At 44.8% G+C, this 26,460-nt stretch carries 19 protein-coding genes; 11 read left to right on the forward strand and 8 right to left on the reverse strand.

The annotated features are described in order from the left end of the window. Positions 1 to 82: 82 nt before the first annotated feature. Complete coding sequence (locus P2W83_RS14910) at positions 83 to 907, reverse strand: phosphatase PAP2 family protein (protein WP_276134554.1); 825 nt, start codon at positions 905 to 907, stop codon at positions 83 to 85. Positions 908 to 1,110: 203 nt separating this feature from the next. Here P2W83_RS14910 and P2W83_RS14915 point away from each other — a divergent pair, with 203 nt between their 5' ends. Next, positions 1,111 to 1,716 carry a YdeI/OmpD-associated family protein gene (locus P2W83_RS14915; protein ID WP_276134555.1) on the forward strand — a complete coding sequence of 202 codons (606 nt, stop codon included), beginning with the start codon at positions 1,111 to 1,113 and terminating at the stop codon, positions 1,714 to 1,716. Here the strand turns inward: P2W83_RS14915 and P2W83_RS14920 are convergent. Together P2W83_RS14920 and P2W83_RS14925 are read right to left on the reverse strand one after the other, a co-directional pair. Continuing rightward, positions 1,688 to 2,080 carry a DUF2784 domain-containing protein gene (locus tag P2W83_RS14920; protein WP_276134556.1) on the reverse strand — a complete coding sequence of 131 codons (393 nt, stop codon included), beginning with the start codon at positions 2,078 to 2,080 and terminating at the stop codon, positions 1,688 to 1,690. The genes P2W83_RS14915 and P2W83_RS14920 overlap by 29 nt on opposite strands. 1 nt (position 2,081) lies before the next feature. Beyond that, the gene (locus tag P2W83_RS14925) at positions 2,082 to 2,576 is read right to left on the reverse strand and encodes an FKBP-type peptidyl-prolyl cis-trans isomerase (protein ID WP_276134557.1); all 495 of its coding nucleotides are present in this window, start codon (positions 2,574 to 2,576) and stop codon (positions 2,082 to 2,084) included. A gap of 122 nt (positions 2,577 to 2,698) precedes the next feature. Between P2W83_RS14925 and P2W83_RS14930 the strand changes: the two genes are divergently transcribed. The 3 genes from P2W83_RS14930 to P2W83_RS14940 all read left to right on the forward strand — a co-directional run bounded on the left by P2W83_RS14930 (position 2,699) and on the right by P2W83_RS14940 (position 5,487). Beyond that, a complete protein-coding gene (locus tag P2W83_RS14930; protein ID WP_276134558.1) occupies positions 2,699 to 3,916 on the forward strand; it encodes an aminotransferase class V-fold PLP-dependent enzyme in 1,218 nt (405 codons plus the stop codon). An 89-nt stretch (positions 3,917 to 4,005) separates the two neighbouring features. Beyond that, the gene (locus P2W83_RS14935) at positions 4,006 to 4,806 is read left to right on the forward strand and encodes a TerC family protein (protein ID WP_276134559.1); all 801 of its coding nucleotides are present in this window, start codon (positions 4,006 to 4,008) and stop codon (positions 4,804 to 4,806) included. A 129-nt stretch (positions 4,807 to 4,935) separates the two neighbouring features. Further along, complete coding sequence (locus tag P2W83_RS14940) at positions 4,936 to 5,487, forward strand: hypothetical protein (RefSeq protein ID WP_276134560.1); 552 nt, start codon at positions 4,936 to 4,938, stop codon at positions 5,485 to 5,487. A 50-nt stretch (positions 5,488 to 5,537) separates the two neighbouring features. Here the strand turns inward: P2W83_RS14940 and P2W83_RS14945 are convergent, their stop codons facing one another. Together P2W83_RS14945 and P2W83_RS14950 are read right to left on the reverse strand one after the other, a co-directional pair. After that, positions 5,538 to 5,861, reverse strand: coding sequence for a hypothetical protein (locus P2W83_RS14945; RefSeq protein ID WP_276134561.1), 324 nt, complete (start codon positions 5,859 to 5,861; stop codon positions 5,538 to 5,540). Between the two features lie 28 nt (positions 5,862 to 5,889). Beyond that, positions 5,890 to 6,582, reverse strand: a complete 693-nt coding sequence (locus P2W83_RS14950; protein WP_276134562.1) for a chitosanase — start codon at positions 6,580 to 6,582, stop codon at positions 5,890 to 5,892. A 220-nt stretch (positions 6,583 to 6,802) separates the two neighbouring features. Here P2W83_RS14950 and P2W83_RS14955 point away from each other — a divergent pair, with 220 nt between their 5' ends. From P2W83_RS14955 to P2W83_RS14970, 4 genes are all read left to right on the forward strand, one after another. After that, positions 6,803 to 7,324, forward strand: a complete 522-nt coding sequence (locus P2W83_RS14955; protein ID WP_276134563.1) for a hemerythrin domain-containing protein — start codon at positions 6,803 to 6,805, stop codon at positions 7,322 to 7,324. 252 nt (positions 7,325 to 7,576) lie between these two features. Beyond that, a complete protein-coding gene (locus P2W83_RS14960) occupies positions 7,577 to 9,235 on the forward strand; it encodes a Kelch repeat-containing protein (protein WP_276134564.1) in 1,659 nt (552 codons plus the stop codon). 299 nt (positions 9,236 to 9,534) lie between these two features. Further along, entirely contained in the window at positions 9,535 to 10,251 is a 717-nt protein-coding gene (locus P2W83_RS14965) for a hypothetical protein (RefSeq protein ID WP_276134565.1), read from the forward strand. 706 nt (positions 10,252 to 10,957) lie between these two features. Next, the gene (locus tag P2W83_RS14970) at positions 10,958 to 12,076 is read left to right on the forward strand and encodes a T9SS type A sorting domain-containing protein (RefSeq protein ID WP_276134566.1); all 1,119 of its coding nucleotides are present in this window, start codon (positions 10,958 to 10,960) and stop codon (positions 12,074 to 12,076) included. 72 nt (positions 12,077 to 12,148) lie between these two features. On the opposite strand, the gene P2W83_RS14975 is transcribed toward P2W83_RS14970, so the two are convergent. Genes P2W83_RS14975 through P2W83_RS14985 form a run of 3 tightly spaced genes read right to left on the reverse strand, consistent with a single transcriptional unit; the run spans position 12,149 to position 16,556 of the window. Next, on the reverse strand, positions 12,149 to 14,029 hold the full coding sequence (locus P2W83_RS14975) for a M1 family metallopeptidase (protein WP_276134567.1): 1,881 nt from the start codon (positions 14,027 to 14,029) through the stop codon (positions 12,149 to 12,151). A 19-nt stretch (positions 14,030 to 14,048) separates the two neighbouring features. Continuing rightward, positions 14,049 to 15,734 carry a hypothetical protein gene (locus P2W83_RS14980; RefSeq protein WP_276134568.1) on the reverse strand — a complete coding sequence of 562 codons (1,686 nt, stop codon included), beginning with the start codon at positions 15,732 to 15,734 and terminating at the stop codon, positions 14,049 to 14,051. Continuing rightward, positions 15,735 to 16,556 carry an ABC transporter ATP-binding protein gene (locus tag P2W83_RS14985; RefSeq protein WP_276134569.1) on the reverse strand — a complete coding sequence of 274 codons (822 nt, stop codon included), beginning with the start codon at positions 16,554 to 16,556 and terminating at the stop codon, positions 15,735 to 15,737. A gap of 230 nt (positions 16,557 to 16,786) precedes the next feature. Between P2W83_RS14985 and P2W83_RS14990 the strand changes: the two genes are divergently transcribed. From P2W83_RS14990 to P2W83_RS15000, 3 genes are all read left to right on the forward strand, one after another. Then, positions 16,787 to 19,771 (forward strand): T9SS type B sorting domain-containing protein, encoded by a 2,985-nt coding sequence (locus P2W83_RS14990; RefSeq protein WP_276134570.1) that lies wholly within the window; start codon positions 16,787 to 16,789, stop codon positions 19,769 to 19,771. Between the two features lie 336 nt (positions 19,772 to 20,107). Further along, positions 20,108 to 23,101: a T9SS type B sorting domain-containing protein gene (locus P2W83_RS14995; RefSeq protein WP_276134571.1), complete on the forward strand. Its 2,994-nt coding sequence runs from the start codon at positions 20,108 to 20,110 to the stop codon at positions 23,099 to 23,101. Positions 23,102 to 23,177: 76 nt separating this feature from the next. After that, positions 23,178 to 26,357, forward strand: a complete 3,180-nt coding sequence (locus P2W83_RS15000) for a T9SS type B sorting domain-containing protein (protein WP_276134572.1) — start codon at positions 23,178 to 23,180, stop codon at positions 26,355 to 26,357. The last annotated feature ends 103 nt before the right edge of the window (positions 26,358 to 26,460 follow it).

Below are 26,460 nucleotides of genomic sequence, written 5' to 3' on the forward strand. Positions count from 1 at the left end.
ATATATTAGAGTGCGCAAAAACAAATGAGGCCATTGCTAACCAAATTTCGCAATGGCCTCATTATTTATGCTATCCTAACAACTAGAAGGTATATACTAACGAAGCTCCTAATCCGCCGCCTTTGCTTACCACAGGCGCTACTATCATATTGCTTTTACTGTTCTTAAATAATGCCTCTTTGATCTTGGGATATAACCAGTAGGATACACGTGTACTTAAAATACCTACACCCGCGCCTGCTACAACGTCGCCCAGCCAATGTTTGTCGTGGTACATACGCAGCATGCCGCTACCGATCGCTACTGCATAGCCAGCCGCACCGTACCAGGGCGATACGTCTTTATACTCCTGTCGCATAAATTCTGCTGCTACGAAAGCCTGCGCAGTATGACCTGAAGGGAAAGAAAGATTATCGGAGCCATCGGGACGAGGAATACCGGTAACATGTTTGGTACCGAAAACAACACCATTACTGATAGCGCTCGACATGAAAAGCAGCGCTGTCGCATCGAGATAACCGTGCTGACCTTTGATACCGGCAAGGTTTAAACCATATACCGCTACTGCAGGCAGACCGATAGTATAGTTATCTATCTTCATCCGGTCCTGGTAACCGTCGCGCCACATAGTGGTCTTTCCAAACTCATTGATGCCTTTAACTTCGTTTACCAATGTAAAAGCGCCCGCGGCTATAAGTGTAGCCGGCATAATGAAAGATCTGGGTTTGATACCTTCTTCTCTTTTCTGTGGAGCGACGTCTACCGCTACTTCAGTCTTTTTTTCGTCTGAAAAAAGAATACTCTCCTTATTCTTTTCTGGAAAACTCGCTGCCAGATCCTGGCTTTGCGCGATTGCAAATTGAGATGAAAAACAAATGCAGAGCATCAAGCTCATCAGCCTCCTCATAACCTTCCCCTCGTTGTTTTTAAATGATTAATACAAATATAACCCAAATATTGTTAAAAATTTTACTAAATCGTTAAAAATCAGCCCGTAAGAATGATGAGCTTCGTCACCATTACCCACGAAACATTTTCAATACTTGCGATACCATGGCGATGGTCAGCAGCTGCTATATTTGTGCACATTTAGAGGAAAACACTTGCATTATGGCTATAATCGACAGCTTTGACAGGTACTATGCGCAGGACAGAAAAACATGGCGCAAATGGCTAGAGAAAAACCATAAAAATGCACCGGGTATATGGTTGATCTACTATAAAAAAGATAGTGGCAAAGCTCGTGTTCCCTATGCCGACGCTGTGGAAGAAGCTTTGTGTTATGGTTGGATAGACTCCACCCAGCGCCCATTAGACGAGGAAAGCTATATGCAGTTGTTCATGCCGAGAAAATCCAAGAGCGGATGGTCGAAGTTGAACAAGGAACGCATAGAACGACTAATAGCCGAAGGCATGATGACGCCGGCTGGTATGGAGAAAATAGAACTAGCAAAACAGAATGGGAGCTGGAGCAAACTGGATAGCATTGAATCGTTCGACACTCCGGTTGAGTTGAAAAAAGCGCTAGCAAAACCAGCTAACAAAAAGGCAAAGAAGTTTTTCGATGATTTGAATATTCCCTCGCCCAAGAAATACGTCATTTACTGGATCAGCAGCGCGAAATTACCAGTGACCAAAGACAAACGCATTGCCGAGTTTATCGAGTCGGCAAACGAAGGCAGACTGCCTACCCGTTTTTATCCGAAGAAGAAGTAGAATGTTTTCTCTTGAAGAAGTTGAAATACAGTGACAGCAATCCTGCAATAGCAAACGAAACTGCTGTCACCGTATCAATAAAGCCGGCATCAAAATCTTTGCCAGTCAGTTTATCAGCGTAGTACTTAATAAACGAGTTGGGTAGGTTTGTTTCTCCCAACTTTGTTTTTACATCCCATTGCCAATCAGTAATGGGGCAATACCCCCAGCCGAACCAGATGCCCAGCACCAGCCACGAACCTGCCGTAAGAAGTACACAAACCAGGTGTGCCCTCCTTGTTTTAGGCCATATCCAGCCAAGCAAATTGAACCCGATCACCAGCAGGTGAACAACGGTCAGGAGTATATCAAAAAATTGTAACAACCTAGTTGATACCTAGCAGCTCCACGTCGAAGATAAGCGTACTGTTAGGACCTATCTGCGCGCTTACCTGCCTGTCACCATATCCCAGGTGCGGAGGAATGAAAAAGCGGTATTTGCTTCCTACACCCATCAGCTGAAGCCCTTCGGTCCATCCCTTGATCACCATATTCAGCGGAAAGGCTGCAGGTTTACCACGTTGTACAGAGCTGTCGAAAACTGTACCATCTATCAGTGTGCCATGATAGTGACAGGTAACTTTGTTGAACTCCGTAGGCTTGGGACCGTCACCTTCGACCAACACCTCGTACTGGAGGCCGCTTGGCAATTCCACGACGCCTGGCTTTTGCTTATTGGCCGCAAGGAATTCCTGTCCGGCTTTCAAATTCTTTTCAGCCTTCTCGGCTTTCATTCCAAATAGTCTGTCTGCTATACCCATAGGGCAAAGGTAAATAGTTTCGCAGGTCGACAATGGCGTTTCACGGAAAATTTGCATCATTCGTCAAATGGGTATGGCATTCAAATATAAATAGCTGTATATTTCAAACAGAACCATTACCTACAATGAAATTTAACCGCCGAAACTTTATCCGCTCAGCATCAATGTTAGCAGCCTGCTCCATGGCAGAGTTCGATCAGATCGCTGCTGCCCAACAGTTGCATAACAATGGCGATGACGTAACCGAAATTGAACACTATTGGCAAAACGTTCGCCTGCTGTTCCCGCTCAGAAAGGACTGGACCTATCTCAATAATGGCACTATGGGTCCTTCACCCTACCCCGTAGTTGAAGCAGTTCAAAAAGGAATGATGGAAGGCGATCAATTTGGCAGGTATGGCGGCTGGGAAACGACATCCAAAAAACTTGCAGCTTTTGTAGGAGCCAATGAAGACGAGATTGCTTTAACACACAATGTAACAGACGGTATCAATATAGGTTGTTGGGGAGTGCCTTTAAAAAAAGGCGACGAGGTGATACTTACAACACATGAGCACGTTGGTAATGCCTTTCCCTGGTTGAGCAGACAGCGCCTGCATGGCATTGTGCTTAAAACATTTACGCCGGCATCAACAGCAGATGAAACGCTTAACAGGATCAATGCGCTCATTACCAAAAAAACACGCGTAATAGCTGTACCTCATATCCCTTGCACACAAGGGCAGATATTTCCGGTAAAAGATATCTGTACGCTAGCACGTGAGAAAAATATCTATTCTATAATAGATGGCGCACATGGGCCCGGTATGCTGCATCTCGACCTTCATGATATGGGCTGCGACACGTATGCCAGCTGTACACATAAGTGGATGCTAGGCCCTAAAGGAACCGGCTTCATGTATGTGCGAAAAGATTTTCAGAATATCCTGCAGGCATATTTCGTAGGTGGCGGCAGCGACAATGCACAATGGGATATGGCTTGTCACCCGGTAAAGATGGGAGAATATGCGAATTCAGCCCACCGCTATTATGGTGGCACACAGTCGCTGGGGTTGTATAAGGGTGTAGACGCTGCTATCGATTTCATCGAAACCATTGGTATGGATAATATCCATAAGCGCATTAAGAGCCTGGGCCACTATACGCAACAAAGGTTGCTTGAGTTTGGTGATAAGATAGAATTGCTAACGCCAACTGAAGAACGTTCGCGTTGTGCTGTTAACGGTTTTCGCATTAAGGGCATCGACAACGCCAAATTCTATAAAGACTGCATGGAAAAAACAGTGCAGATCAGAACAGTGGGTGAAAACGGCCTTAACTCGCTAAGAGTTTCTACACACATCTACAACAACAAACAGGACATTGATAAACTAATGGACCTGATAAAAAAGGCCGTCTAACATCCAAACATGGCCTAATTATTTTGAAAGGTTTGCAAAAAAATGAAACTTGCAGGCCGTTCAAACAATAGTTATTTATCAAAGCCATTATGAATTTGCTTCTTGTTCTTCCTGATTTTTCAGATCCAGGCGTTTGGATCAGTTTAGTAACATTATGTTTTCTTGAAGTTGTACTTGGTATCGACAACGTGATCTTCATTTCCATCGTTGCAGGCAAACTTCCTGAAAGCCAGCAGGCAAAGGCAAGAAACATTGGTTTATCACTGGCTATGGTTTTCCGTGTATGCCTTTTACTTACCATCAACTGGATCATTGGTCTCAAAGACCCTGTGGTAACCATACCAGCCATTTTTGATAAGACGGCGGAGCCGATGGCGTTAAGCTGGAAGGACGTCATCTTACTGGCCGGCGGTATATTCCTGATAGCCAAGAGCACGATGGAAATACACCATAAGTTGCAACTGGACGAGCCTGAAGAAACAGCTGCTGCCAAAGCAGGTGCAGGCTTTATGGCTGTTATTATCCAAATCGTATTAGTGGATGCTGTGTTCTCATTCGACTCGATATTAACAGCTGTGGGCCTGGTTGAAAATGTGATCATTATGATCATCGCCGTGTTAGTATCAATTGGGATCATGATGCTTTTCTCCGGCCCGGTAATGCGTGTGATCAACAGTCAACCTACGCTGCAAATGCTCGCATTGTCATTCCTTGTGGTAATTGGCGTTGTGCTTATTGCAGATGCTTTTCACCAGGAAATAAGTAAGAGTATCATTTATTCCTGCCTGGCGTTTTCACTCGCTGTGGAGATGCTGAATATCCAACTACGAAAAAGAAAGCAGAACATCCACCTGCGAGATGCCGATAGAGCCGAGAAAATGAATGAGTAACACATAAACATTGAAACTATATACATAGTTGGCAAAATTTAATGTTGGTTAACCAGTCATTTGCAAAAAAAGCTTAAGATACTTAATAGCTTTGCGAAACGCATTAACACACTTTCTAAAGTATCTTTTATGAAGCATCTATTCTTGATTGCCCTGGGGTCTGTAGTACTTTTCGCATCTTGTAAGAAAGAGAACAACTGTACAAAGCCTGACAATTCTAACACTGCATCAATTGAGAGCGCAGCAAAGAAATCCGGCGTACCATTCACTGGCTCTATGACGTACCAGTTTGTAGGTGAGAATGTTCCGTGCGACTGTGGCGAATATACGCCGGTAGGCAATCTTGTGGGCACAGGTAACCTGAGCCATCTTGGAAATGCAACATCTAAGATCAAGCCTTGCGCGCAACCGCTGATTAAAGATGGTGCTATGATAGGCCAGATAATTGGAATAGAATGTGGTTCGTTTGTTGCAGCGAACGGTGATGAGGTGTATTGTCACACTTACCCTTACAACCTGTACTTTACTGCTACCGCTGCTGTAGGTACTATCAACTGCGATTTTGTTGGTGGCACCGGTAAATTTGCTAATGCAACAGGAAGCTTTACAGGCACTATTACAGTACCTTACGGCCAGGGCATTGCTACATTTACCAACATCAACGGTCTGATCAACTACTAGTAGAAAGTTACTGAGATAGAAAATGGCCGGTATTACCGGCCATTTTTATTTTAGACTAGATCTATTTCGTACAGCAACTTTTCTTCGCCGTCTGCGGTGATTCCATAAAGTTTTGCCTTAGACACAGCAAACGAAGTGAACTGTTCCCGAAGCTTTTTTGCCTGCTGCTCCAGCTGAATGTCAGTCAGCAATTCCATGGCATCTTCCTCATCGAGTGTACGCAGGTGATTGCTGAGCTCAAGGTCTGACTCTATCATCCTGCTCACGTCCTGGATAACCTCTTGCATTAAGGGACTGGCATCACCCAATCCAAAATCAAAAAGCGTTTCCATAAGCATATCCTCGTCGCTGAATTTCTGGTTCTTGATAAACATCCTTTGCAGTTTGAACGCAAAAATAACATCAAGCTATCAAAACACCATTAGCCTTCACCGGCTTCGCGAGGTCCCAGTTATTATCCTGCATCTGCTTTTTAAAGCAAGTAGTGCGGTAAATAGTATTGTTGAGTATTTTATTGGGATGCGTACGCAACCATTCATGCCTTGTATCTACATATTGCTTTATCCATGTTTTCTCATCGCCACCACGTACAGGTGGCACAGCAGGAAAACGCTTGCGCAGAAAATCGGGTATGCTGCCGGAGTGAATGTGGCTATCGTAAATAACCAATAAACTGAGCGGCAGTGTGAAACCCATTGCATTGAACCAGCCCAGGGCTGGTAGGTAATAATAAGAATCGAACAACTGGTCCTGAGCATCACGCATTATAGGATCATTCTTTGCTGCTTCGATCAACAGGTTACAAAAAACGGTGTCAGTACTTAGACTTGGTTTGCGACCTATCCTGTTGACATAAGGCTTTAACTGTGCTGCGTACGTACCATTACTATTAACATAGTTCTGTATCAGCGGTTTCAAGTTGCCAAACTCTGTGGTCTGTGAGCGGCCATACGTTATCTGCGTGATATAGATCCTGGTGGCTGGATCGCGATAGTCTCGATATTTTACGAGTCCGGCGTAATTGCCATCGGCTCGTCCTGTTTCAAATGCATTGATGACCTTTTCGATCTTGTTTTTAATGGCGGGAGTGATCATGTTTTGGCGGATTTTAATGGTGAACTGTTCTATTAAAGTACTGCATTTTTGAAAAGTAGGCCCAATTAATATGCCGAAAATTTGCATATCATTTGGCTTTATCCGATATTTAATATCCGACAAAGTTTTAAACACCCATTGCAAGGATCTAGTACCTCTGACCGGAACTCCCCTTTCTGAATTGTAGAGACAACATTTCGTCACCTTAAAAAACACTCTTATGAACAATCCGGTATCTATTCTTCATGAGGAGCATAAGCTACTCATAGATGCAATTGAAAAAACACGACAGGTACAAAGTATCCAGGACACAACCATCTACCAGGCGCTTATCCACGACATGATCGTATTCTTTCACAATTTTACGGAAATGTGCCACTTTCCGAAAGAGGACAAGGTGCTGTTCCCAATGGTGCAAGGACGTACGCAACGGTTAGATGCCCTTTTTATAGATGAAATGTATAGTCATCACCAGGACCTGGAGCAATTCATATCGGAGATACTGGACGCCTACAACATGCACGATTATCGTACTGTACGGTTGGCAATGAATAAATACCTGAACGAACTGGAAGACGAAATAGAAACAGAAGAAAGAGAAATACTCAGCATTGCCGATGCATTACTCAGCGTTAAAGAATCGGAGGCAGCATGCAAAGATTTTGAGCGCCACGATGAGCGTTTAGGTGTTATCGGCACCATCAAAGGTAACTATCGCAACTTTTCTGACTTTACAGTGTAGTTTCAACAGTTTGTCAAGTTTAGTTTTACACAGAAAAGCAAAAAATGTGCATAAAGCGTTTCATCCTTTTGAGATCTTTTGCTAACTTTAATTCAATAACTATCAATTAAGTAATTACATACTCAACCGAAACCGGCACAATTTTATTACTTATTTGAGAAATGGCATTTTAAGGGATTTGCCAGTTATTGAAACAGGCCGTTGTTAGGCCATTTTATAAGGGAACCAGACTCTATTTTTTAAAAATAGCATATGCGGATAAGAGAGAGCGCATATATGGCACTAGTGTGCCTGTTTTTTTCTGTGTGCAGTTCCTTTGCACAAGGCGATGTAAGTCGGCAGGCTGCAACCGTCGCAAATGCCACGCAAATCGCAACCGGCAATTGGGACATTCAGTTTCTTTCACAACCAAAGCTTCATTTATCAGGTTTGCAGGTAGGTGGCAAGGCCATCTTTTCCTCAGCAACAGCATGTGACATCTACGATTTCAGATCGAACCGTTGGCAAACACATCAATTCTCCTTACCACGGCGCGGCATAAGCACAGCTGCCTTGGGGCAAAATGCTTTTTTTGCGGGTGGCGCGCGCGGATCACAGCATGCTCCTGAGTTTGTTGACAGGATTGACATTTATAATGCAGAAAATGATCAGTGGTATCATTCAGGCTTGTCTCAGAAGCGCGAGGTTGGAGGTGCGGGTGCATTGGGTACCGTCGTGATCTTTGCCGGTGGTATAGCTAATAATGTTTATTCTAGTCGCGCCGACATCTTCAATACGGAAAACAGCCAACGTCTGCGCCACAACCTATCAGAAGCACGTACAAAGCTTGCTGTAGGCGCAGCAGCTAACAAAATAGTTTTCGCAGGCGGTATTTCAGGAAATATAGGTTCTCCAGTTGCCAGTAGCGCGATAGACATCTATGAAATACACTCGAAAACGTGGACCACTTCCAGACTATCTGACACCAGGTATGACATTTCGGTAGCTAGCATCGGCAATAAGATAATTTTTGCCGGAGGACTCAACGCTTCCGCAACAGGCCTGCAACCCTCAAACACGATCGACATTTACGATGCAGTTCGGAACAGCTGGAAGAAGGCTACCCTGTCTGAAGCAAAACACGGCATGTCTGTAGCTGTATACGGCACTAAAGTGTACATTGCCGGTGGCTTATTGAAAGGAGATATCATCTCTGACAAACTGGAGGTGTACGATAGTGAAACAGATTCCTGGACTGTCACTACTCTGCCAGCCCGTCGTCATGGCATGGCCGTAGCTGTAACACCATCTTGCATAGCCTTTGCAGGTGGCTTCATCAACAATATTAGCACGACAACCAGCCGGTGTGAAGTACTTGATATCGCTAACGACACATGGAGCATAGAATACCTGTCGCAACCGCGCGCTAACGTTGCAGTGGCTACGTACAGCGACCAAATAATATTTGCAGGCGGAACAGACTTTAGCAACACGATCGCCACGGCAACAGCAGATATATGGCAGCCTTCGCATATTGCCCTGAATGCACTCTATGCAGGTTCGTCAAACCCGATCTATCATGCGGCCAGGAAGCAGATACGCGAGTGGGTCTATACTGATCCGGAAAATAGCGATTTCCTTATAGCTGACCTTTGGAAATACGAAACTCAAACGGTTAAGATAAGCATCCTCAATACCCTCCGTCAAATCGTTCTTACCAAATCAGTGATCCCTTTTGGCGATACAAAGGAGCAAATAAATGTCTCCAATCTGCAGCAAGGACAATACTGGGTACTTGTTGAATGTAACGGTCGCAAACCGGCACTTACAAAAGTAAATATCGGTCCTGCCGGTCTTGAATCTTCCCCAACTGACAAGATCATAGTTGCAAGCTCGTTCGCCAACCCAGACCTACTCCCATCGCAATACTAAAAGAAAAACTAATCACCAGTTTGCGAATCCCTATGCTCCTTTGCAGAACCTCATGTTATTGTTGGGATAATATGCCTCAGTAGCTCTACTGTAGCGGTTACTAGACACAGTTTAACCGCGATACGAAGCGCATTTTTTTTCACTGAATTAATGTTTAACGATGTCAAGTTCTCATAATCAATCGATAATGAAAACATAAAATCGCTAAACATTCTTAACATTCTATCAAGGAGTTTTAATGGTGAGCTGGCATGTGATTTTTAAAGTGATGAGCGGAATTGACTTAAAGAACAATTGTTATGAAACGGATGATTTTTATTTTCTTGATGACAGCACCATTCATGACCTGGGCACAAGATTCGACAGACAAAGTATTTATTGCAGAGCAAAAGGATTTTGCTTTGCATCCGGAAAAAGCTAAATACCAGGGGCGTGTTGATACAATATTTTATATTGATGCCGCTACCGGTGAAAAGCAGGTGGCTGAGTTGAAACTGAAACGAGCCGATTGGGAATACCAGGAAGCGGTGGCTGCTTATAAAAGGGGTGAATATGCCAAAGCTCACCAGTACGCCTACCAGACATTGAAAAAAGCTAAGCTAAGCAAACAGCAACAGCTTGACCTTTATGATCTCGCAATTAAGAGTTCGTATTCTAATAGCGAATTCAGTTCGGCCATAGTGTACTACCAGGATATGATGCGCAAAAAACTAAAGATAGACGACGAGCTGACGAAGCTTGCAATCTTTAGCTATTTCCCTGCAAAAGCACTGCATGCTCAAAACTACTATAACATCAATCCTAAGGACACCACGTTTATTCTTGGACTTGTAAACAAGATGGTAGCCAAGGATCCAAAATGGCTGATGGTGCGTTCAAAAATATATAGCGCAGTACGAGATGTGGATGAGCTTCCCGCGGATGTGCGTCAATACTACAAAATGAAAACAGCAGCCGATGCTGAAAAGTATGCTGCTGAATTTGAACCGACCGCATGGGAAGACATATTGCCTTAATGAACGAATATCTTGAAATATTAAATGCGCAGCCAAATTGGCTGCGCATTTTGCTATAGTAAGAATATTTCATTCATTCCAATTATCATACAATAATTGTTGGCACATTTGTCACTAAACTTCCTTGCACTTTGTAAAAAAATGATAGACCTTCACGCCACTCATGACCATTAGGTCAAAGCATTGAGTGACACGCAATCACATCCCTCAGTTCGATCTGAATTAAACATAGCGCAGGCTTTCACTGAGCAGATTTTAGGTACGGCCATCAAAAATCCCACATCTGTTTTAGTGGAGCCTGTGTTTTTTCTGTACGCAAAAAGAGGCGCAGATTTCGCCAACTGATTCTAAGGTACGACCAAGTATCCCACATCTGTTATTGGCTACGTCTGCGCTTTATCTTCCGCCTTTCACAAGGCATGGATTATTCCGGAAAGGGAGTGCCCGGGAACTAAAGGCATGGGATCAACTTCCACCGTAGCCGCTCGCGCTATTTTTTCCCTGAAGAACCAATGCAAAGGTAGGCCTCAGCGGCCGGAAAGTCAAATATTTTATACATGTTATATTTTACATAGATGTTAAATTCCATTCAATAAATCATAATACATTGATGCTTCCGCAATGCAGAAACTCAAAATGGTCTAACACAGCGAGAAAATATCAATCGCAAAAACAATTAAATTTACCTGCTGAACCAATGATGATTATGATAAAACGTTTACTACTAGCCACCGCGACCCTACTTCAAGTCAACTCCTTTGCCCAATGCACCGACCAGGTAATTGCCACATACACTCCCACCTCTGCATGCATGGGTAAAGACGTCCAACTAAATGCAAGTACTATACCGGGCGCCACATATAGCTGGGCCGGCCCTAATAGCTATACATCTGCACAACAAAACGATATTATTCCGGCTATCACGTTCGCTGGGGGCGGCGATTATATAGTAACTGCCACTCTCGGGAGCTGCATATATAAAGACACCGTGACCGTCACTCCCAACACAACTCCTGCGTTACCGGCTGCTACCCACAACGGTCCCATTTGCGAAGGCGATACAATAACTATGATGGCAACAAATACCCCGGCTGTCACCTATTATTTTTACTGGACGGGGCCAGATAACTTTGTTGCGCTGAGCATAACCGGCCAAACTGTGAATATCACGAACGCATCAGTAGTAAAATCTGGTATTTATAAGGTGATAGCAGAGGTGCCGACAACGGGTTGTCGTTCGGATACAACTTACCTGAATGTTGTAGTAGATACATTGCTGATCCCCAACGTGTTCATCTCCAGCCAGGATTCCCTTTATACAGGACCGATGAACCAGGTAACATTTACAGCCAATGTATCAAACGCCGGTGCAAACCCAACGTATCAATGGGTGAAGAATAGTGTAAATATACCTGGTGCAACTAATTCAACTTACACAGGTATAACAGCCGTAGATTTTCAACACAACGATACCATATGGGTAAAGGTGACTGCAGATGCCTCTGCGCATTGCCCCCAAACTTCGTTGAGCAACAGGCTGCGTGTGCGGATCAACCTTGGAGTTAGTGATCTTAGTAGCGCACCGTCAGTCGACCTATACCCTAACCCAAACAGCGGCAGATTCAAACTTGAGGGACTAACAAAAAACAAACCATTGTCGATATCAATAGTTAACGCGATAGGCCAGGTTGTTTTTGCTACCCGGATAACGAGCGCAACTGGTAGCGAAGATATCAATATACCTAATGTAGCTAACGGTATTTACCAGTTACAGGTAAGAGCGGAAGATGAAACGCAAAATACTAGGTTCAGCTACCAGAGATAAATTTCTTCACAACAATACAAAATGAACAACGCCCGCAATATGCGGGCGTCGTTCATTTTGTTAGAAATGCCTTTAAGATTTTTTATTGATGAGCTTATCAAGCGTGGTTTGTGCCAGCGGATGGTAGTTCATCCGGTACTTCTGGTAAATGCTTTTTGCCATATCCTGCTTGCCGGTTGTCATCATCTCTTCGTACAACGGCTCGAGGAACTTGCGACGGCCGACCTGGCTGAGGAATTTTTCCATTGCAGGATAAGCGGCCTCATAACCGGCAGCAATGCTCATTACATACCATTGTGCAGCTATCTCACTGTTCCCGCTTGTAGTAAACTTGAATTGTCTATCCAGTGTAGCCATTTTTTCCTTGTCCATTGGCTTAGGCATTTTTCTCAGGAAATGAAGCCACTCATTAGTGCTCCATTTAGCTGTGCCCAATTCTGCTGGAGCTTTACCACCGAGAAATGCATCACGTGCAGCATCTACTGCTTTGAAACGTTCTGGCTGCACACGCGGGGCATTAGATGGAATACCTGGGCCATATACCCATGCATTGATATTGAGTTTCTGCTCCAGTTCTTTATCGCCTTTTATTAAATTCTCATTGAGGTAATTGAGGAATTTTTCCGTCGTGATGGTCTTGAACGCGTATTCCTTGAAGTATTTGTTCAGGAATGTATCCATCCTTTCACGGCCTACATTATTCTCGATAAGTTTCAAGAGCAAGGCGCCTTTTTCATACGCTATATCAGTAAGGCCATCATCCGGATCGCGACCAGTAAGATCAAGCTTCAACCAAGTGTCTTTGTTGTCTTTACCGATATCCTCCACAGTGTGCTCGAGGTCCTGGTAACCAAGTTCCCAAAGCATATCTGCGTAGCTCTTGTCTGTCATTGCCTCGGTAAGCCTGCGTTCGAAATACACTGTAAAACCTTCATTCAGCCAGAAGTCATTCCACGTGCCATTAGTTACCAGGTTACCGCTCCAGTTGTGTGCCAGTTCGTGTGCTATCAGGTTCATTAGTGAGCGATCGCCGGCTATAATGGTTGGTGTTGCAAAAGTGAGTTTAGGATTTTCCATACCACCTATCGGGAAGCCCGGAGGTAATACGAGCGCATCGTATCTACCCCATCTATAAGGACCGTACAATTGCTCTGCAGTATTTACCATCTTACCTACTTCCGCAAATTCATACTGCGCTTTATCAGCCATGTTTGGTTCAGAGTAAACACCTGTACGCGCGTCTATGCTGCGGAATGTAATATCGCCCACAGCCAGCGCCATCAGGTATGCCGGAATAGGAATATCCATCTTGAATGTGTACACACCATCGGCCGATTTTTGTTGCGGATTTTCGGCACTCATAAGCGCCATTAAACCCTTAGGCACGGTAACACGTGCACTATAGGTAAAGCGTATGCCGGGGCCATCGGCAGCTGGAATCCACGAACGTGCATAGATCGACTCAGACTGCGTATAGAGGAACGGCTGCTTTTTGCCCAATGTTTGCTGCGGTTCCAACCATTGCAGTGCTGTAGCTTTTGCACCGGTATGGTACCATATAGAAACTTGTTTGGTTTGCTCCGTGATGGGAATATTGAGTGCATTACCGAGGTGCTCTACAAAGGCCCCCATTGTGTGTGGTACCTTTTTGCCATCAGCTGTCACACTGTCTATTGTAAGATCGTAAGTATCCAACCTTAAAACAGAAGCTTTCTTGTCGTTGGATATATCCCATGTAGCACGACCACCGATTTGCTTTTTGGCGAAGTCTACCGCTATATCAAGGTCAAGATGTTTCATCGTTACACTATCCGCATTCGATTGTGTATGCCGATCGCGGGCGGTAGTGGTGTCTATCGTTTTAGCAGATTCGTTGTCTGCAACAACTCTGTTTTTGCACGACGTAAAAAACAAAGAGAGCGCAGCTGCGCTTAATACAACTATTCTCATCATGTAGAAAATTCAATTAAGATTATGCTTCTGCGGCACGCATGCTCTTCCAATCAGTTGCTTTGCAACTCTCCCATACCATCCAGAAGAAAATGGAAGACAATATTAACACCAAAATTTTAAGCCACAAGAAGCCGGCGAGTATAAGGAGGTAATGGCTAAATCCGAAGACGCCCATTAATACGAAGGTGAATAATACGCGAACCAGGCCTTTCCCGCCTTTTTCCTTCATTTGTTCGGCCATCGAAAAAGGAAATATCCGATGGCTCAGTCTCAACACACAAATGGCAAAGACAGATACATTGACCATTGCAAGCAGCACGTCCCACACAGCACGAGGTCCCCATATCCACACAACAAACAAACCAATAATGCTGATGAATGGAAGAAAATATTTGATCCAAAGCGCCTTGAACGAGCCAGCGAGGATCTCGCCGGGAGTTTCAATTGGTGCTGAATAATAAACCCATGCCGCTTTGTATTGATCTGACATGCTAATGTAATTAAGTGCCTGCACCATAGCAAGGGCACACATGTACAACGGGAAAAGGTGCATGTTCGTTTCAGGCAACTCGTTCCACAATTCAACGAACGGCTGGTCGGTCATTAACAACATGTATACAAAGTATACTGGCACATATGCCAGCATAGGATACACCCTCATTTTAAAAGTACGGCTACGGCCTGTTTGCAGCCATGTGATAATAAAGCCAGATTTTGCTGCGTCCGAATAGTTAAACACATTCGCCAATCTATTGTAAGTGCCCCGCTTGATCATTTTTCTGGACGCGCCAGACGACTCCTCTACATCTACAGTATCGATACTACCCAATTGTTTTGTAAAACTGGGCGCCAGCCATTTTACGGTTGCCCAGATAGCAAACAAGGGAAAAACTATTGACAGAATGCTAAACCAGCCTGCGTTGGAAAAAGTGCCTTTAACCCCAAGCCACGAGTAGCAACTTGCCAGCCAATATGGTGGCGTAAATTGTATCCAACTATATTGGCTAATATCAATGTTACGTACCGCGCTGGTCCTAGTAATACCCTGCATCAGGTAAAAAACGGCAAACACAACGATGGAGAATGCTATCTGCAGCGATCCTATTACATCTTTGAATTTACCGGGCTTCGTAAACCGTAATATAGCAAGGTAAAATGCATTAACCGTGAACAATGCTACAAACACCATCATCAGTAACGGTAATGGGAACAGTAATGCGGCTTGCCATCCTCTGTCAAGGCCAATGATGATCCATCCGGGCAGCGACATTGGAAATACTACCCTGACCAGGTAGATAAATATGTGTATGATCCTCGAAAGAAATAGTGTTTGGTCATTTATCGGTCGTGGTAATAAGATTAGTTTATCAGAGGTATCGACAATCACATTCGAAAAATCGGTGATCAGCGAAAAAGTGAGCAGAAAAAGGAAGGTCGAAAAATAGGCCCACAACGAAAAGATAGGATCATTGAATGCAACTAGTGGATAAATGTAAACAAACCCCGCAAAAAACGAGAACAACATGCTGAGCAATGAATTGTATTTGCTCTGCGCTTTGGGTCTACGCCGTCCGAAGTTTAACGGCTTTCGGTCATCGATCTTTAACTTGGTATCAAGTATCGCACGAAGCTGCTCTGTATCAGCACCCATATTTTTCCAAAGACCGGAGAATAGCATCACCAGCCGGAGAATAAACTTATTCATCTAGAGCGCAGAATTGTTTTGTTCACTAAAAGCAGCTGCAAGTTCATCAGCTTTGCGGCCTGGATGATCGGTAGAAGTGAGCTTGGCAAATATCTGCTCCAACGATTCTCCTGTTTCCATGCGCAGTTCGCTGATGGTACCATTGGCAATGATCTCGCCTTTGTTGATCAGTACTATCCTGTCCGACACTTTTTCTACAACATCCATCATATGCGAACAGTAAAAAATAGCCTTGCCTTCCTGCTTCAGTACTTGCAACAATTCTTTTACAAGGATCACTGCATTGGCATCAAGTCCAGACAAAGGTTCATCAAGGATAACGATAGAAGGATTATGCAAGAGGCCTGCCGTGATCAATACTTTTTGGCGCATACCTTTTGAAAAGCTATCCATACGTTGGTCTATATTAGCCAGCAGGCCAAATGAATCGAGCATTTTTTCGGAACGTGACTGAATTACCGCATCGGATAAATGGTACAGTTTGCCGATAAATGTCAGGTACTCACGTGGTGTCAACAGATCATATAGTTCTGCCAGTTCAGGGATATAGCCAATGATCCTTTTTATATCAAGAACATGGGCACGCAGATCTTTGCCGGCAACCATTACGTCACCTTCATAATCCTGGATCACGCCGGTGAGTATTTTAACAGTGGTAGACTTGCCGGCGCCATTGGGTCCAATGTACCCAATTATCTGACCGGGGAATATCTCCAGGTTGATATCCTTTAGTACTTGTTTCTCGCCATAACGCTTTGACAGTCTGTGTATCGTGATCACTGGTTCCATAAATACGATGCTATTGTTGATTCTATCACGCAATCTAAGAAATTATGCTGGGCTATAACCTTCACAAGTAGCGGAATGCCGAAAAATGTTAAAATTTTTATTTCAACTGATGGTTGAAAAATGACGAAAAACTTTAACCTGTAATTAATAACAGCAATTTCACTCATTTTTCAACGCCAACCATGTAGTAGAGTACAACGTCTATCTCCTTAAGACTATCGCAAAAAGTCTCCGTTACCTTAACTAACAAATACCGTAAACTCATGAGAAAGCTTCCGCTCTATTTACTCAGTTGTTTACTGATCGTTCTCTCTGCACTGCCTGTCGAAACGAGGGCCAACCACGGCGCTGGTGGTGAGATCATTTATGAATGGATCAGTGGTTCCACCTATAGGGTGTTTTTCAAATTTTATCGCGACTGTACCGGCCCCGGTGCGCCAACGACGATGCCACTGTGCTACAAAAACAGTTGCAATACTACGATTTACCAGGCGCCGATGGCCTTGTATCCCGGTGTAATACCGCCAAACGTTCCAAATGGTTCACCGGTAGCCCTTGGTTGCTCTCCCACCACCTACCCTACTAAATGTACTAATGCCGCGAGCACCATCCCGGGCTACGAGGAATGGTGGTATTATGCAGATATCACTTTACCTTTCCAGTGCAACAATTGGACATTTTATACGTACCTGTTTGCACGCAACAATAGTTTCAATCTTACTGCTGCTACGAGTACTTATTTCTACACAGAAACAACATTTGATAATACGGGCACTTTCGAAGGCAACTCTTCACCCTATTTCTCTAACAAGCCTATCCCATACGTTTGTGTAAATGTGCCATTCCAGTTCAACAACGGCGCTGTTGATCCCAACGGTGACTCTTTGTCGACTGATGTGCAACAACCGCGGGATTTTCCCGGCGGCACGTGCAGTTCTACACCTATCGCCATACCGTTTTCACCACAAACACCTTATCCACCAATTCAGCTGACGTCCAATCCTATCCAAACAGCTAACACATTTTCGTTGAATGCTGCAACAGGACAAATGAACTTTACCGCTCCGGTTGTAGGTCCTTGGACATTATCCATCCGCACTCGCGAGTATCGTGGCGGAGTATTAATCGGTTCGATACTACGCGACGTGCAAGTGCAGGTTATAGGTAGCTGCACGGCCGTCCCTCCGGTTGTTACGCCTGTGATAACCACACCGGGCGTGCAATTTGTCAATGGCCAGATACAGGGTTGCGCAGGACAATTGATCGAATTTGGCTGGGATTTGAAATCGAGCAACTCAAATGCGATCATAATTGGCGAAGACAACCACAACGCCTCGATACCTGCAGCTACCACAACCTATTTCAATCAAAGAACAGACTCCGTACGTGGTATGTTTAGCTGGACACCAGGAATCAATCAGTCAGGCCTCTTTACGCTTACGGTTACAGCTCGCGACTCCACCTGTGATCCTCCTGGTATCCTGTATACCTACATTAACACAATTCCAATTTTCATTTGGCCTCCTACAAAAGCCAACAACGACACAAGCGTTTGTCCTGGCAAGGCTGTACAATTGAGTGTAACGGGTGGTGGTAACTTCCTGTGGAATACTGTGTCGGGACCGGGCACGTTGAATAATACCACAATCGCCTCTCCTGTAGCTACTGCATATGCCAAGACAACCTACAGAGTTGTCTCACAACAAACCTCCTTCTGTACGAAAAATGCAGATACAGTTATAATAGATATGTTGCCTACACCTACATTTACGCCACTGACTGATATCCTGACTTGTCCGGGCACTCCCTCTACTTTCGATCTGAATCTGCAACCAATTGCCGGGGTTACGTACAATGTAAAATGGTTCCCTGCTACCTATCTAAGCAGTGCTACGGCTCAAACGCCAACAGTAACACCTCAAGGCGATATCACTTATTATGTAGAAATCGGTGCTACTAACAATACGTGTACGGGTTTCGATACCGTAAAAGTGGACGTACTTGACGGCTTCAAGATACTGACTCCAGATACCGCAATCTGCCAGGGTCAAAGTGTAAAAGTCAATGTCATTGGTGATTCACGTTACACATTCACCTGGACTGCATTGAATGACGGTTCAGGCGGTACTTCTATCTCTAATATGAACGATATGGCGCCAACTATCACACCGCAAATCACGTCGCCGCAGACAGGTCCATTCAAATACCAACTGAAGGCGATGCATCCTAATTGCCCTCACGATAGTGTAGCTAGCTTCGATATAGAAGTGCAGCCCAATCCAACAATAACGCTGCAGGAGGATGCTGCTATGTGTCATGGCGACACCATGCAACTCGCCGCTACCGTAACACCTGCTTATAAATATACTTACGACTGGACTCCAGGGACAGCACTCACTGCATCTAATATTCCTAACCCGATATTCAAGGCGTTGGCTACTACTACGCTGAAAGCTACAGCGTCTACATCGGCAGGTTGTAAAGACGATGACGATATCACGCTGACTGTTTTCCCTGCAGACTTCGTATTCCTCTCTTCAGACACAGCCATCTGCCCTCGCGATACCGCGCAACTGGCAATGGTTGGCAATGGTCTCAAATCATTCTTCTGGACACCATCTACAAACATCAGCGATGTAACGAGCCTGCTGCCAACTGCATGGCCTGCCGGTACACAACTGTATACAGTATACGCACGCGATACAAATGGATGTTTTGACACTGCGAGAGTAAAAGTAACCGTGAAGCCGGCAGCCATCATTGATCTGCCCGAAAAAATAACACTCTACCCTGGCGATACGTACAAAATGCAACCTAACGGCAATGCATTATATTATACATGGTACCCTCATGTCGGCCTTAGTAAAACAGATATAGCCAACCCCGAAGTAAGACCGGACGTGAATACACGGTATATAGTTAAAGCTACAACCGAATTCAACTGTAGCGTTACAGACTCGATTGATATCATCGTTATGCCGGATAGCTATATTGAGGTACCAAATGCTTTCACACCAACACACAGCAAATTAAAGGTGCTGAGAGTTGGCGAAGCCAAACTTAAGAGCTTCACCGTCTTTGACAGGTGGGGAGTTAAGGTTTTTGAAACAAATAATATAGACGAGGGTTGGGATGGACAATACAAAGGTGAAACTCAGCCTATGGGTGTTTATGTTTACCGTGTAGAGGCAGAGGCATACAGCGGTCGCAAAATAAACCGGCAAGGAAATGTAACCCTGATTCGCTAAGATAAAAATGCAACCTTTTTATAAAGCCCGGCTCCGGCCGGGCTTTCGTTTTGCCTGCCGGCAATATCAAAAAGATACATAAAACATTGATAAACAAACAACTAAAACCAAACTAACCTCTACTTGACATCGACTCGCTCAAATTGTCAATATGTTAATATTTTTTTTAGCAAAATGCTTACACTTTGTTAACTTTACGAGCATGTACACATGTGGATTAATTTGATTTAGGATTGTTGGCTTTTAGCCAGCAAACCATTTTGTTAATCTTAATGTCTATAAATACGGTCGGGTTGAAACCATAAATTGAAAATTATATCCTTAAATACCTAAAAAATGAAGAAGCTAGTACCTTGCTTATTGCTTACGCTTACAGCTTGCTTTTTTATTCTCATGCCCAACAAGGCAAGAGCATCACACGCAGCTGGAGGTGAGATCATTTACGAGTGGATAAGTGATTCTACCTACAGGGTATTCTGTAAGTTCTATCGCGACTGTACCGGTACCACCGCGCCGACATCTATGCCGCTGTGCTATAAGAATAGTTGTAACACGACAATTTACCAGACTACCATGCAAGTGTATCCGGGCGTTATTCCTCCCGGTGTTGCAAATGGTTCGCCGGTAGCATTGGGTTGCTCTCCGACGTTATATCCCACCAACTGTACTAATACTTCGAGTCCAATTCCTGGTTACCACGAGTGGTGGTTCTATGCCGATGTTACGCTCCCATTCCAGTGTAACTATTGGACGTTTTACACGTTCTTGAACGCACGTAACCCGAGTAACAATATATTGAACTCAACTAGTTTGACCTTCTATACTGAAACCACTTTTAATAATACAGGTAGTTTTCAGGGGAACTCTTCACCCTACTTCTCAAACAAACCGATACCCTACGTTTGCGTAAACGTTCCCTACCAGTTCAACAACGGTGCGGTGGATCCTAACGGTGACTCACTAGCAAGCGATGTGCAGCAACCTTACCACTACCCTGGTGGCGATTGTAACTCATTGCCAGTTGCTGCGGCGTTCAACAATCCTCAAACACCATACCCACCGATCGCATTACCTTTCAACCCCATCCAAACTGCGAATACATTCTCATTAAATGCTGTTACTGGTCAAATAACTTTTACAGCTCCCGTAACAGGGCCTCAAACGCTCTCCATACGCACCCGAGAATTCCGCGGAGGGGTATTGATCGGTTCGATACTGCGTGATGTGCAGGTACAAGTAATCGGTAACTGCGGTGCTACGGCTCCTGCCGTAACGCCAAAGCCACCAAGCACGGTGCCAACAGTAGGCGGCCAGATACAAGGTTGCGCCGGCCAGCTATTAACATTCGGGTACGATCTGAAATCATCTAACCCCAACGCTGTACTTATTGGCGAGGATAACCACAATGCGTCAATACCTGCGGCTACTACAACTTATTTCCAACAAAGAACAGATTCCGTACGTGGCGAATTCAGCTGGACTCCTGGTCCTAACCAATCAGGTTTGTTCAACCTTACCGTTACCGTTCGCGATTCTACATGCGATCCTCCCGGTATCATGTATTCGTACATTTCTACCATTCCAATATTTATATGGCCTGCCACCAAAGCCAGCAATGATACTACTGTTTGTCCTGGCCAGCCTGTACAGCTGAGTGTGACGGGTGGTGGGAACTTCCAATGGAGTACTATATCTGGCGGGGGCACGCTGAATAACACCACAATTCAATTTCCTGTTGCTACAGCCTATGACCAGACCTCTTACAGGGTTGTTTCGCAACAAACCGCTTTCTGCGACAAGAATGCGGATACAGTCGTGATAAACATGCTCCCGTCACCAACATTTACGCCGCTTACAGATCTACTTACCTGTCCGGGAGAACCAGACACGTTCGACCTGAAACTGCAGCCTATTGCGGGTGTCACTTATAATGTAAAATGGTTCCCTGCTACTTACCTGAGCAGCGCTACTGCCGAAACTCCGATCGTGACACCTCAAGGGGATATCACTTATTTCGTAGAAATTGGTGCGACCAATAACACGTGTAAAGGTTTCGATACCGTAAAAGTTGATGTGCTCGACGGCTTCAAGATCCTGACGCCTGATACGGCTATATGCTTTGGTCAGAGTGTGACGGTGAATGCAGTAGGTGACTCACGCTATATTTATACATGGACTGCGTTGAACGATGGCTCAATTGGCAATAGTTCGATCTCTGATCCAACCAGCCTGACACCAACTATTACACCGCCGGGCGTGTCACCACTGACAGGGAAATTCAAATACCAGATTAAGGCACAGCACGCTAACTGTCCTCATGATAGTATAGCTAGCTTTGATATTGAAGTGCAGCCTGTACCTACAATAACGTTGCAGGAAGATGCTGCTATGTGTCACGGTGACACTATGCAACTTAGTGCCACTGTAACGCCTCCATACAACTATACTTACGACTGGACGCCTGGTACTGCGCTCACTGCGTCTAATGTTCCAAATCCTATATTTAAAGCTCTGGCTACTACTACACTGAAAGCCACAGTATCAACATCGGCAGGCTGTAAGGATGACGACGACATTACGCTCACAGTTTTCCCTGCTGACTTCGTATTCCTGTCTGCGGATACCGCCATCTGCCCTCGCGATACCGCGCAACTGGCAATGGTTGGCAATGGTCTGAAATCGTTCTTCTGGACACCGTCAACCAATATCAGCGATGTAGTAAGCCTCCTGCCGACCGTTTGGCCTGACGGTACCCAGCTGTACACTGTATATGCACGCGATACCAATGGATGCTTCGATACTGCCAGAGTGAAAGTAACCGTGAAACCGGCAGCGATCATAGATCTGCCTTCTACCGTGAAACTGTACCCTGGCCAGAGCCATCAGATGGATCCTAAAGGTAACGCCCTGTATTACAGCTGGTTCCCACCTGTTGGTTTGAATAATGCCAATATCTCAAACCCAGTCGCTAAGCCAGAAGTAAACACACGTTATATTGTAAAAGCCACGACTGAATTTGGTTGTACTACTACCGATTCAATAGATGTTTTGGTGTCAGCAGACAGCGAAGTTGGCATACCAAACGCGTTCACGCCGAACCACAACTCGAAACTGAAAGTGTTGCATCTTGGCGAAGCAAGACTGAAGAGCTTCATCATATTCAATAGGTGGGGACAGAAGATGTTTGAAACCAACAATATTGAAGAAGGATGGGACGGTACTTACAATGGCGAGCCTCAACCGATAGGTGTGTATATCTATACTATCGAAGCAGAATCGTTCACTGGTCAGAAAATATCAAGACAAGGTAACGTGACTCTCATCAGGTAGCAACAATAGATAAGAAAGAGACTTAGTAAACAAGAATATACAAACGCACATGTTATCATTTTGTAGAAAAAGCTGTTTGCTCATACTAGCCTTGTTAGTGGGAATTGGCACTAAGGCTTTGGCCTCGCACTATGCTGCGGTGGACATAATTGTTGAATATGCAGGTACTGGGCCGGGAGATCTCACCTATCGTATTACAGTGGATCTGTACTTTGCATGCGAACCAAGCAGTGCGCCACCAAGCGGTGCAGGCACCGTGTATTATTTTTCGCAAAGCGCCGGAGGTGCGGAAAATCTTCCGTATAACCCGTTTGGCCAAAATCCGTCCGGCAGCACGCCCAATAAGTCCATAAACATGACCTGGACCAACGGCAATGAAATTGTTATCGTGGATCAGCTGTGCGAAGGTTACAAGTCTCAAAACTCATGTAACAATCCGGCAAACCAGCAGTATCCTGGCTTTAAGAGAACAAGAAGTGTGGGTACCGTTACACTGCCATCGTTACGAAGTGACTGGACTTTCTATTGGTTCTCCGGTGCCCGGAATGGTAACATTCAGAACATCTCAACTACCACCACGGGTTGTAACCCTTCGGGCAACATCTTCGTTGACGCTAAGCTCAACAACATGTGGAGATATGACAACTCAACTCCGGTATTTACGATAATGCCTCTACCTTACCTCTGTATCAACCAACCATCGATCTACCTTAACGGTCCGTTCGATCCATTGGGAGACTCACTGGTAACAGAAAACGTGATACCCCGTAGCGACTGGAACACCTTTTACAATTATTGCACCGGTTATACCCAGCCCAACCCAATAGGATCGTCTACGGGTTATTCAACTGATCCTGCAACAGGTACTGCTACATTTACACCAACTGCAGGACCATTCCAGGTGTTGGCCTTCAAGGTGAGCAAATATGACAGGAAGACACAAACACTTCTTGGTTTTGCTAACCGCGACGTACAGGTAGCTGTATTAAATTGCACGGGACAACCGCCAGCCGTTAGCGATCCACAGAATATCACTTTTGGAGAGCTGTCGAACGACAAGGACAAATTCACCACGTGCGCAGGTGTGAAATTTGATTTCGATATTAATGCCACAACTACTTTGCCCAACCGTAAGCTATACATGGAGGCTAACGTCGGCACTATCCCCGGCGCCTCGCTTACTGTTACCGGCGACGGCACTACCAACGTAACAGGTACTTTTTCCTGGACACCGCACTATGGCAACATTGGCCAACACGTGCTAATTGTGACAGTAAAAGACTCCACTTGCGACGGTGCGTCGCCTGTGGTATTCAAAAACCATAGAGTAATTCTCCTTACTGTGCTACCGTCTATCGATGCCGGCCCTGATAGAGGCGTATGTCTTGAAGGTGGCATTCCGGCTGAGATATTCGTAAAAGGTGCAGACGATTATCAACTGACATGGACGGATATCAACGGTTCCAAACCAACCGGCCTGAGTGCAGACACAGGACAGATCGTATTTGCATCTCCAAAACTCCGCACAGAATATGTGGTATCGACCAAAGATCTACCTGCAATTTGTAAGAATCGCGACACAGTTGCTGTCTATATTGATACAACCAACGCAGTCAATGTATTCCCCGACAATCCGATCATCCTTTGCCGCCCAGATTATTTGCAATTGGAAACAAAAGTTTTTGGTCTTCCACCGGTGAAACCAATTGCGTGCGGCACTTCGGATACATCGCTTTCTAAAACTGTACAGCAGATCGAGATACGCGGTAGCTTAGGTCCGGGTTTCGATACACTGGGGCCTCTAACGTCTACCTTCCCCACAAATACAACAAGTGTTAAGCAGCAGTTCCTGATAAGGAGGGGTGATCTGTATGAATCGGGTGTACTATATGGTACGATCAAAGCCATAGCATTCAAAGCGATCTCGCCAAATACAGCTTACGAATACAAAAACTTCCGTATCGCCATCAAGTGTACCGATGAGACCACAATATCAAAAACGAAAGGCTTCCAGACTGGTTTAACTACCGAGTATACTTCACCTGCGGTAACATTTGCTAACGGTTGGAATTCCTTCCAGTTCGCTGATGCGTATAGCTGGGATACGAGCAAAAACCTCCTCGTGGAGATATGTTATTCAGGTAATACAGCGGCAACGGGCGACCCAGTGATCAGCTTTGTACCAACAGATTACACGTCTACCTTGATGCTAAAAGCAACCGGAACCCAAACAAGTGTTTGCGCAACAAACGCCTCTGCCGATATTTCGACCAACTTTGCACGCCCTAACTTCCGTATCGACTTTGCAGAGACTGTTTCTGACAAAGGTTTTACTCTTGTTTGGACGCCGTCGACCTTCCTATCGGATTCGAGCATAGAGCAACCACTCGCATACGTGCCACAAAGTATTGTATATGCAATGCGTACTGTTGGACGTAGCGGATGTATCGTAAAAGACTCGGCCGACGTATACATTCCTGTTCACAACTATTCCGTTGTGCCTGCAGATACATCAATATGCTTCAACGAAGGTGCTCCGATGCATGCTTTAGGTGGTGGTTTTACCTACAAATGGTATAAGATCAATGACAAAGGTGAATACGAGATCCTGTCTAACACTAAAGAAGCAAGTTGCTGGGATTGTGCTAATCCAGTGTTGAAACCACTGAAAACCACAGTTTATAAGATCGCAGTATACGATAGCGTATGGTGTATTGATACTATATCCGCTAAAGTAACGGTAAGGCCTCTGCCAGATATCAAGATCATCACTCGCGATACATTTGTTAAGTATGGTCAAAGCCTGCAGCTGTTGGCGAGTGGTGCACGCATCTACAACTGGAGCCCCGTTGGCTCTCTGAACAACGCTAACACTTCGTTCCCAGTAGCTACACCAACTGAGCCTACTACTTACATCGCAGGAGGTATAGGTTCTAATGGCTGCCGCGCCTTCGATACGGTAAAAGTAGATATCGATTATCGTGACAACCTGTTTGTTCCAACCGGTTTCAGCCCTAACAACGATGGCAAGAACGACCTGTTCAAAGTGTCTAACCTGACTTTCCAAAGGGTTATCGAGTTCAGGGTATTCAACCGTTGGGGCCAGGAAGTATTCATGGCTAACGACAACCGAGGCTGGGATGGCGCCTGGAAAGGTGAACCGCAGGATATGGATACCTACACTTATACTATCAAAGTAGGTTTCCCTGACGGTTACATCGAAACTTACCGTGGTAATACCACCCTGATCAGGTAATATTAAAACACTCACATAATTTAAGCCCCGCGAAAGTGGGGCTTTTCTTTTTTAAAAGAACTCAACAAAAAAACAAACGTTCCTTATTGCTATGCTGTCTATT

The organism is Polluticoccus soli, assembly GCF_029269745.1.
Lineage (GTDB): Bacteria > Bacteroidota > Bacteroidia > Chitinophagales > Chitinophagaceae > Polluticoccus > Polluticoccus soli.

Bases quoted from the DNA above. Each gene is read 5' to 3' on its own strand.
- P2W83_RS14980 (WP_276134568.1), bottom strand. From the start codon at position 15,734: ATGAATAAGTTTATTCTCCGGCTGGTGATGCTATTCTCCGGTCTTTGG.
- P2W83_RS14995 (WP_276134571.1), top strand. From the start codon at position 20,108: ATGAAGAAGCTAGTACCTTGCTTATTGCTTACGCTTACAGCTTGCTTT.
- P2W83_RS14910 (WP_276134554.1), bottom strand. From the start codon at position 907: ATGAGGAGGCTGATGAGCTTGATGCTCTGCATTTGTTTTTCATCTCAA.
- P2W83_RS14925 (WP_276134557.1), bottom strand. From the start codon at position 2,576: ATGATGCAAATTTTCCGTGAAACGCCATTGTCGACCTGCGAAACTATT.
- P2W83_RS14970 (WP_276134566.1), top strand. From the start codon at position 10,958: ATGATAAAACGTTTACTACTAGCCACCGCGACCCTACTTCAAGTCAAC.
- P2W83_RS14935 (WP_276134559.1), top strand. From the start codon at position 4,006: ATGAATTTGCTTCTTGTTCTTCCTGATTTTTCAGATCCAGGCGTTTGG.
- P2W83_RS14975 (WP_276134567.1), bottom strand. From the start codon at position 14,029: ATGATGAGAATAGTTGTATTAAGCGCAGCTGCGCTCTCTTTGTTTTTT.
- P2W83_RS14930 (WP_276134558.1), top strand. From the start codon at position 2,699: ATGGCAGAGTTCGATCAGATCGCTGCTGCCCAACAGTTGCATAACAAT.
- P2W83_RS14950 (WP_276134562.1), bottom strand. From the start codon at position 6,582: ATGATCACTCCCGCCATTAAAAACAAGATCGAAAAGGTCATCAATGCA.
- P2W83_RS14990 (WP_276134570.1), top strand. From the start codon at position 16,787: ATGAGAAAGCTTCCGCTCTATTTACTCAGTTGTTTACTGATCGTTCTC.
- P2W83_RS14960 (WP_276134564.1), top strand. From the start codon at position 7,577: ATGCGGATAAGAGAGAGCGCATATATGGCACTAGTGTGCCTGTTTTTT.
- P2W83_RS14945 (WP_276134561.1), bottom strand. From the start codon at position 5,861: ATGTTTATCAAGAACCAGAAATTCAGCGACGAGGATATGCTTATGGAA.
- P2W83_RS14965 (WP_276134565.1), top strand. From the start codon at position 9,535: ATGAAACGGATGATTTTTATTTTCTTGATGACAGCACCATTCATGACC.
- P2W83_RS14915 (WP_276134555.1), top strand. From the start codon at position 1,111: ATGGCTATAATCGACAGCTTTGACAGGTACTATGCGCAGGACAGAAAA.
- P2W83_RS14955 (WP_276134563.1), top strand. From the start codon at position 6,803: ATGAACAATCCGGTATCTATTCTTCATGAGGAGCATAAGCTACTCATA.
- P2W83_RS14940 (WP_276134560.1), top strand. From the start codon at position 4,936: ATGAAGCATCTATTCTTGATTGCCCTGGGGTCTGTAGTACTTTTCGCA.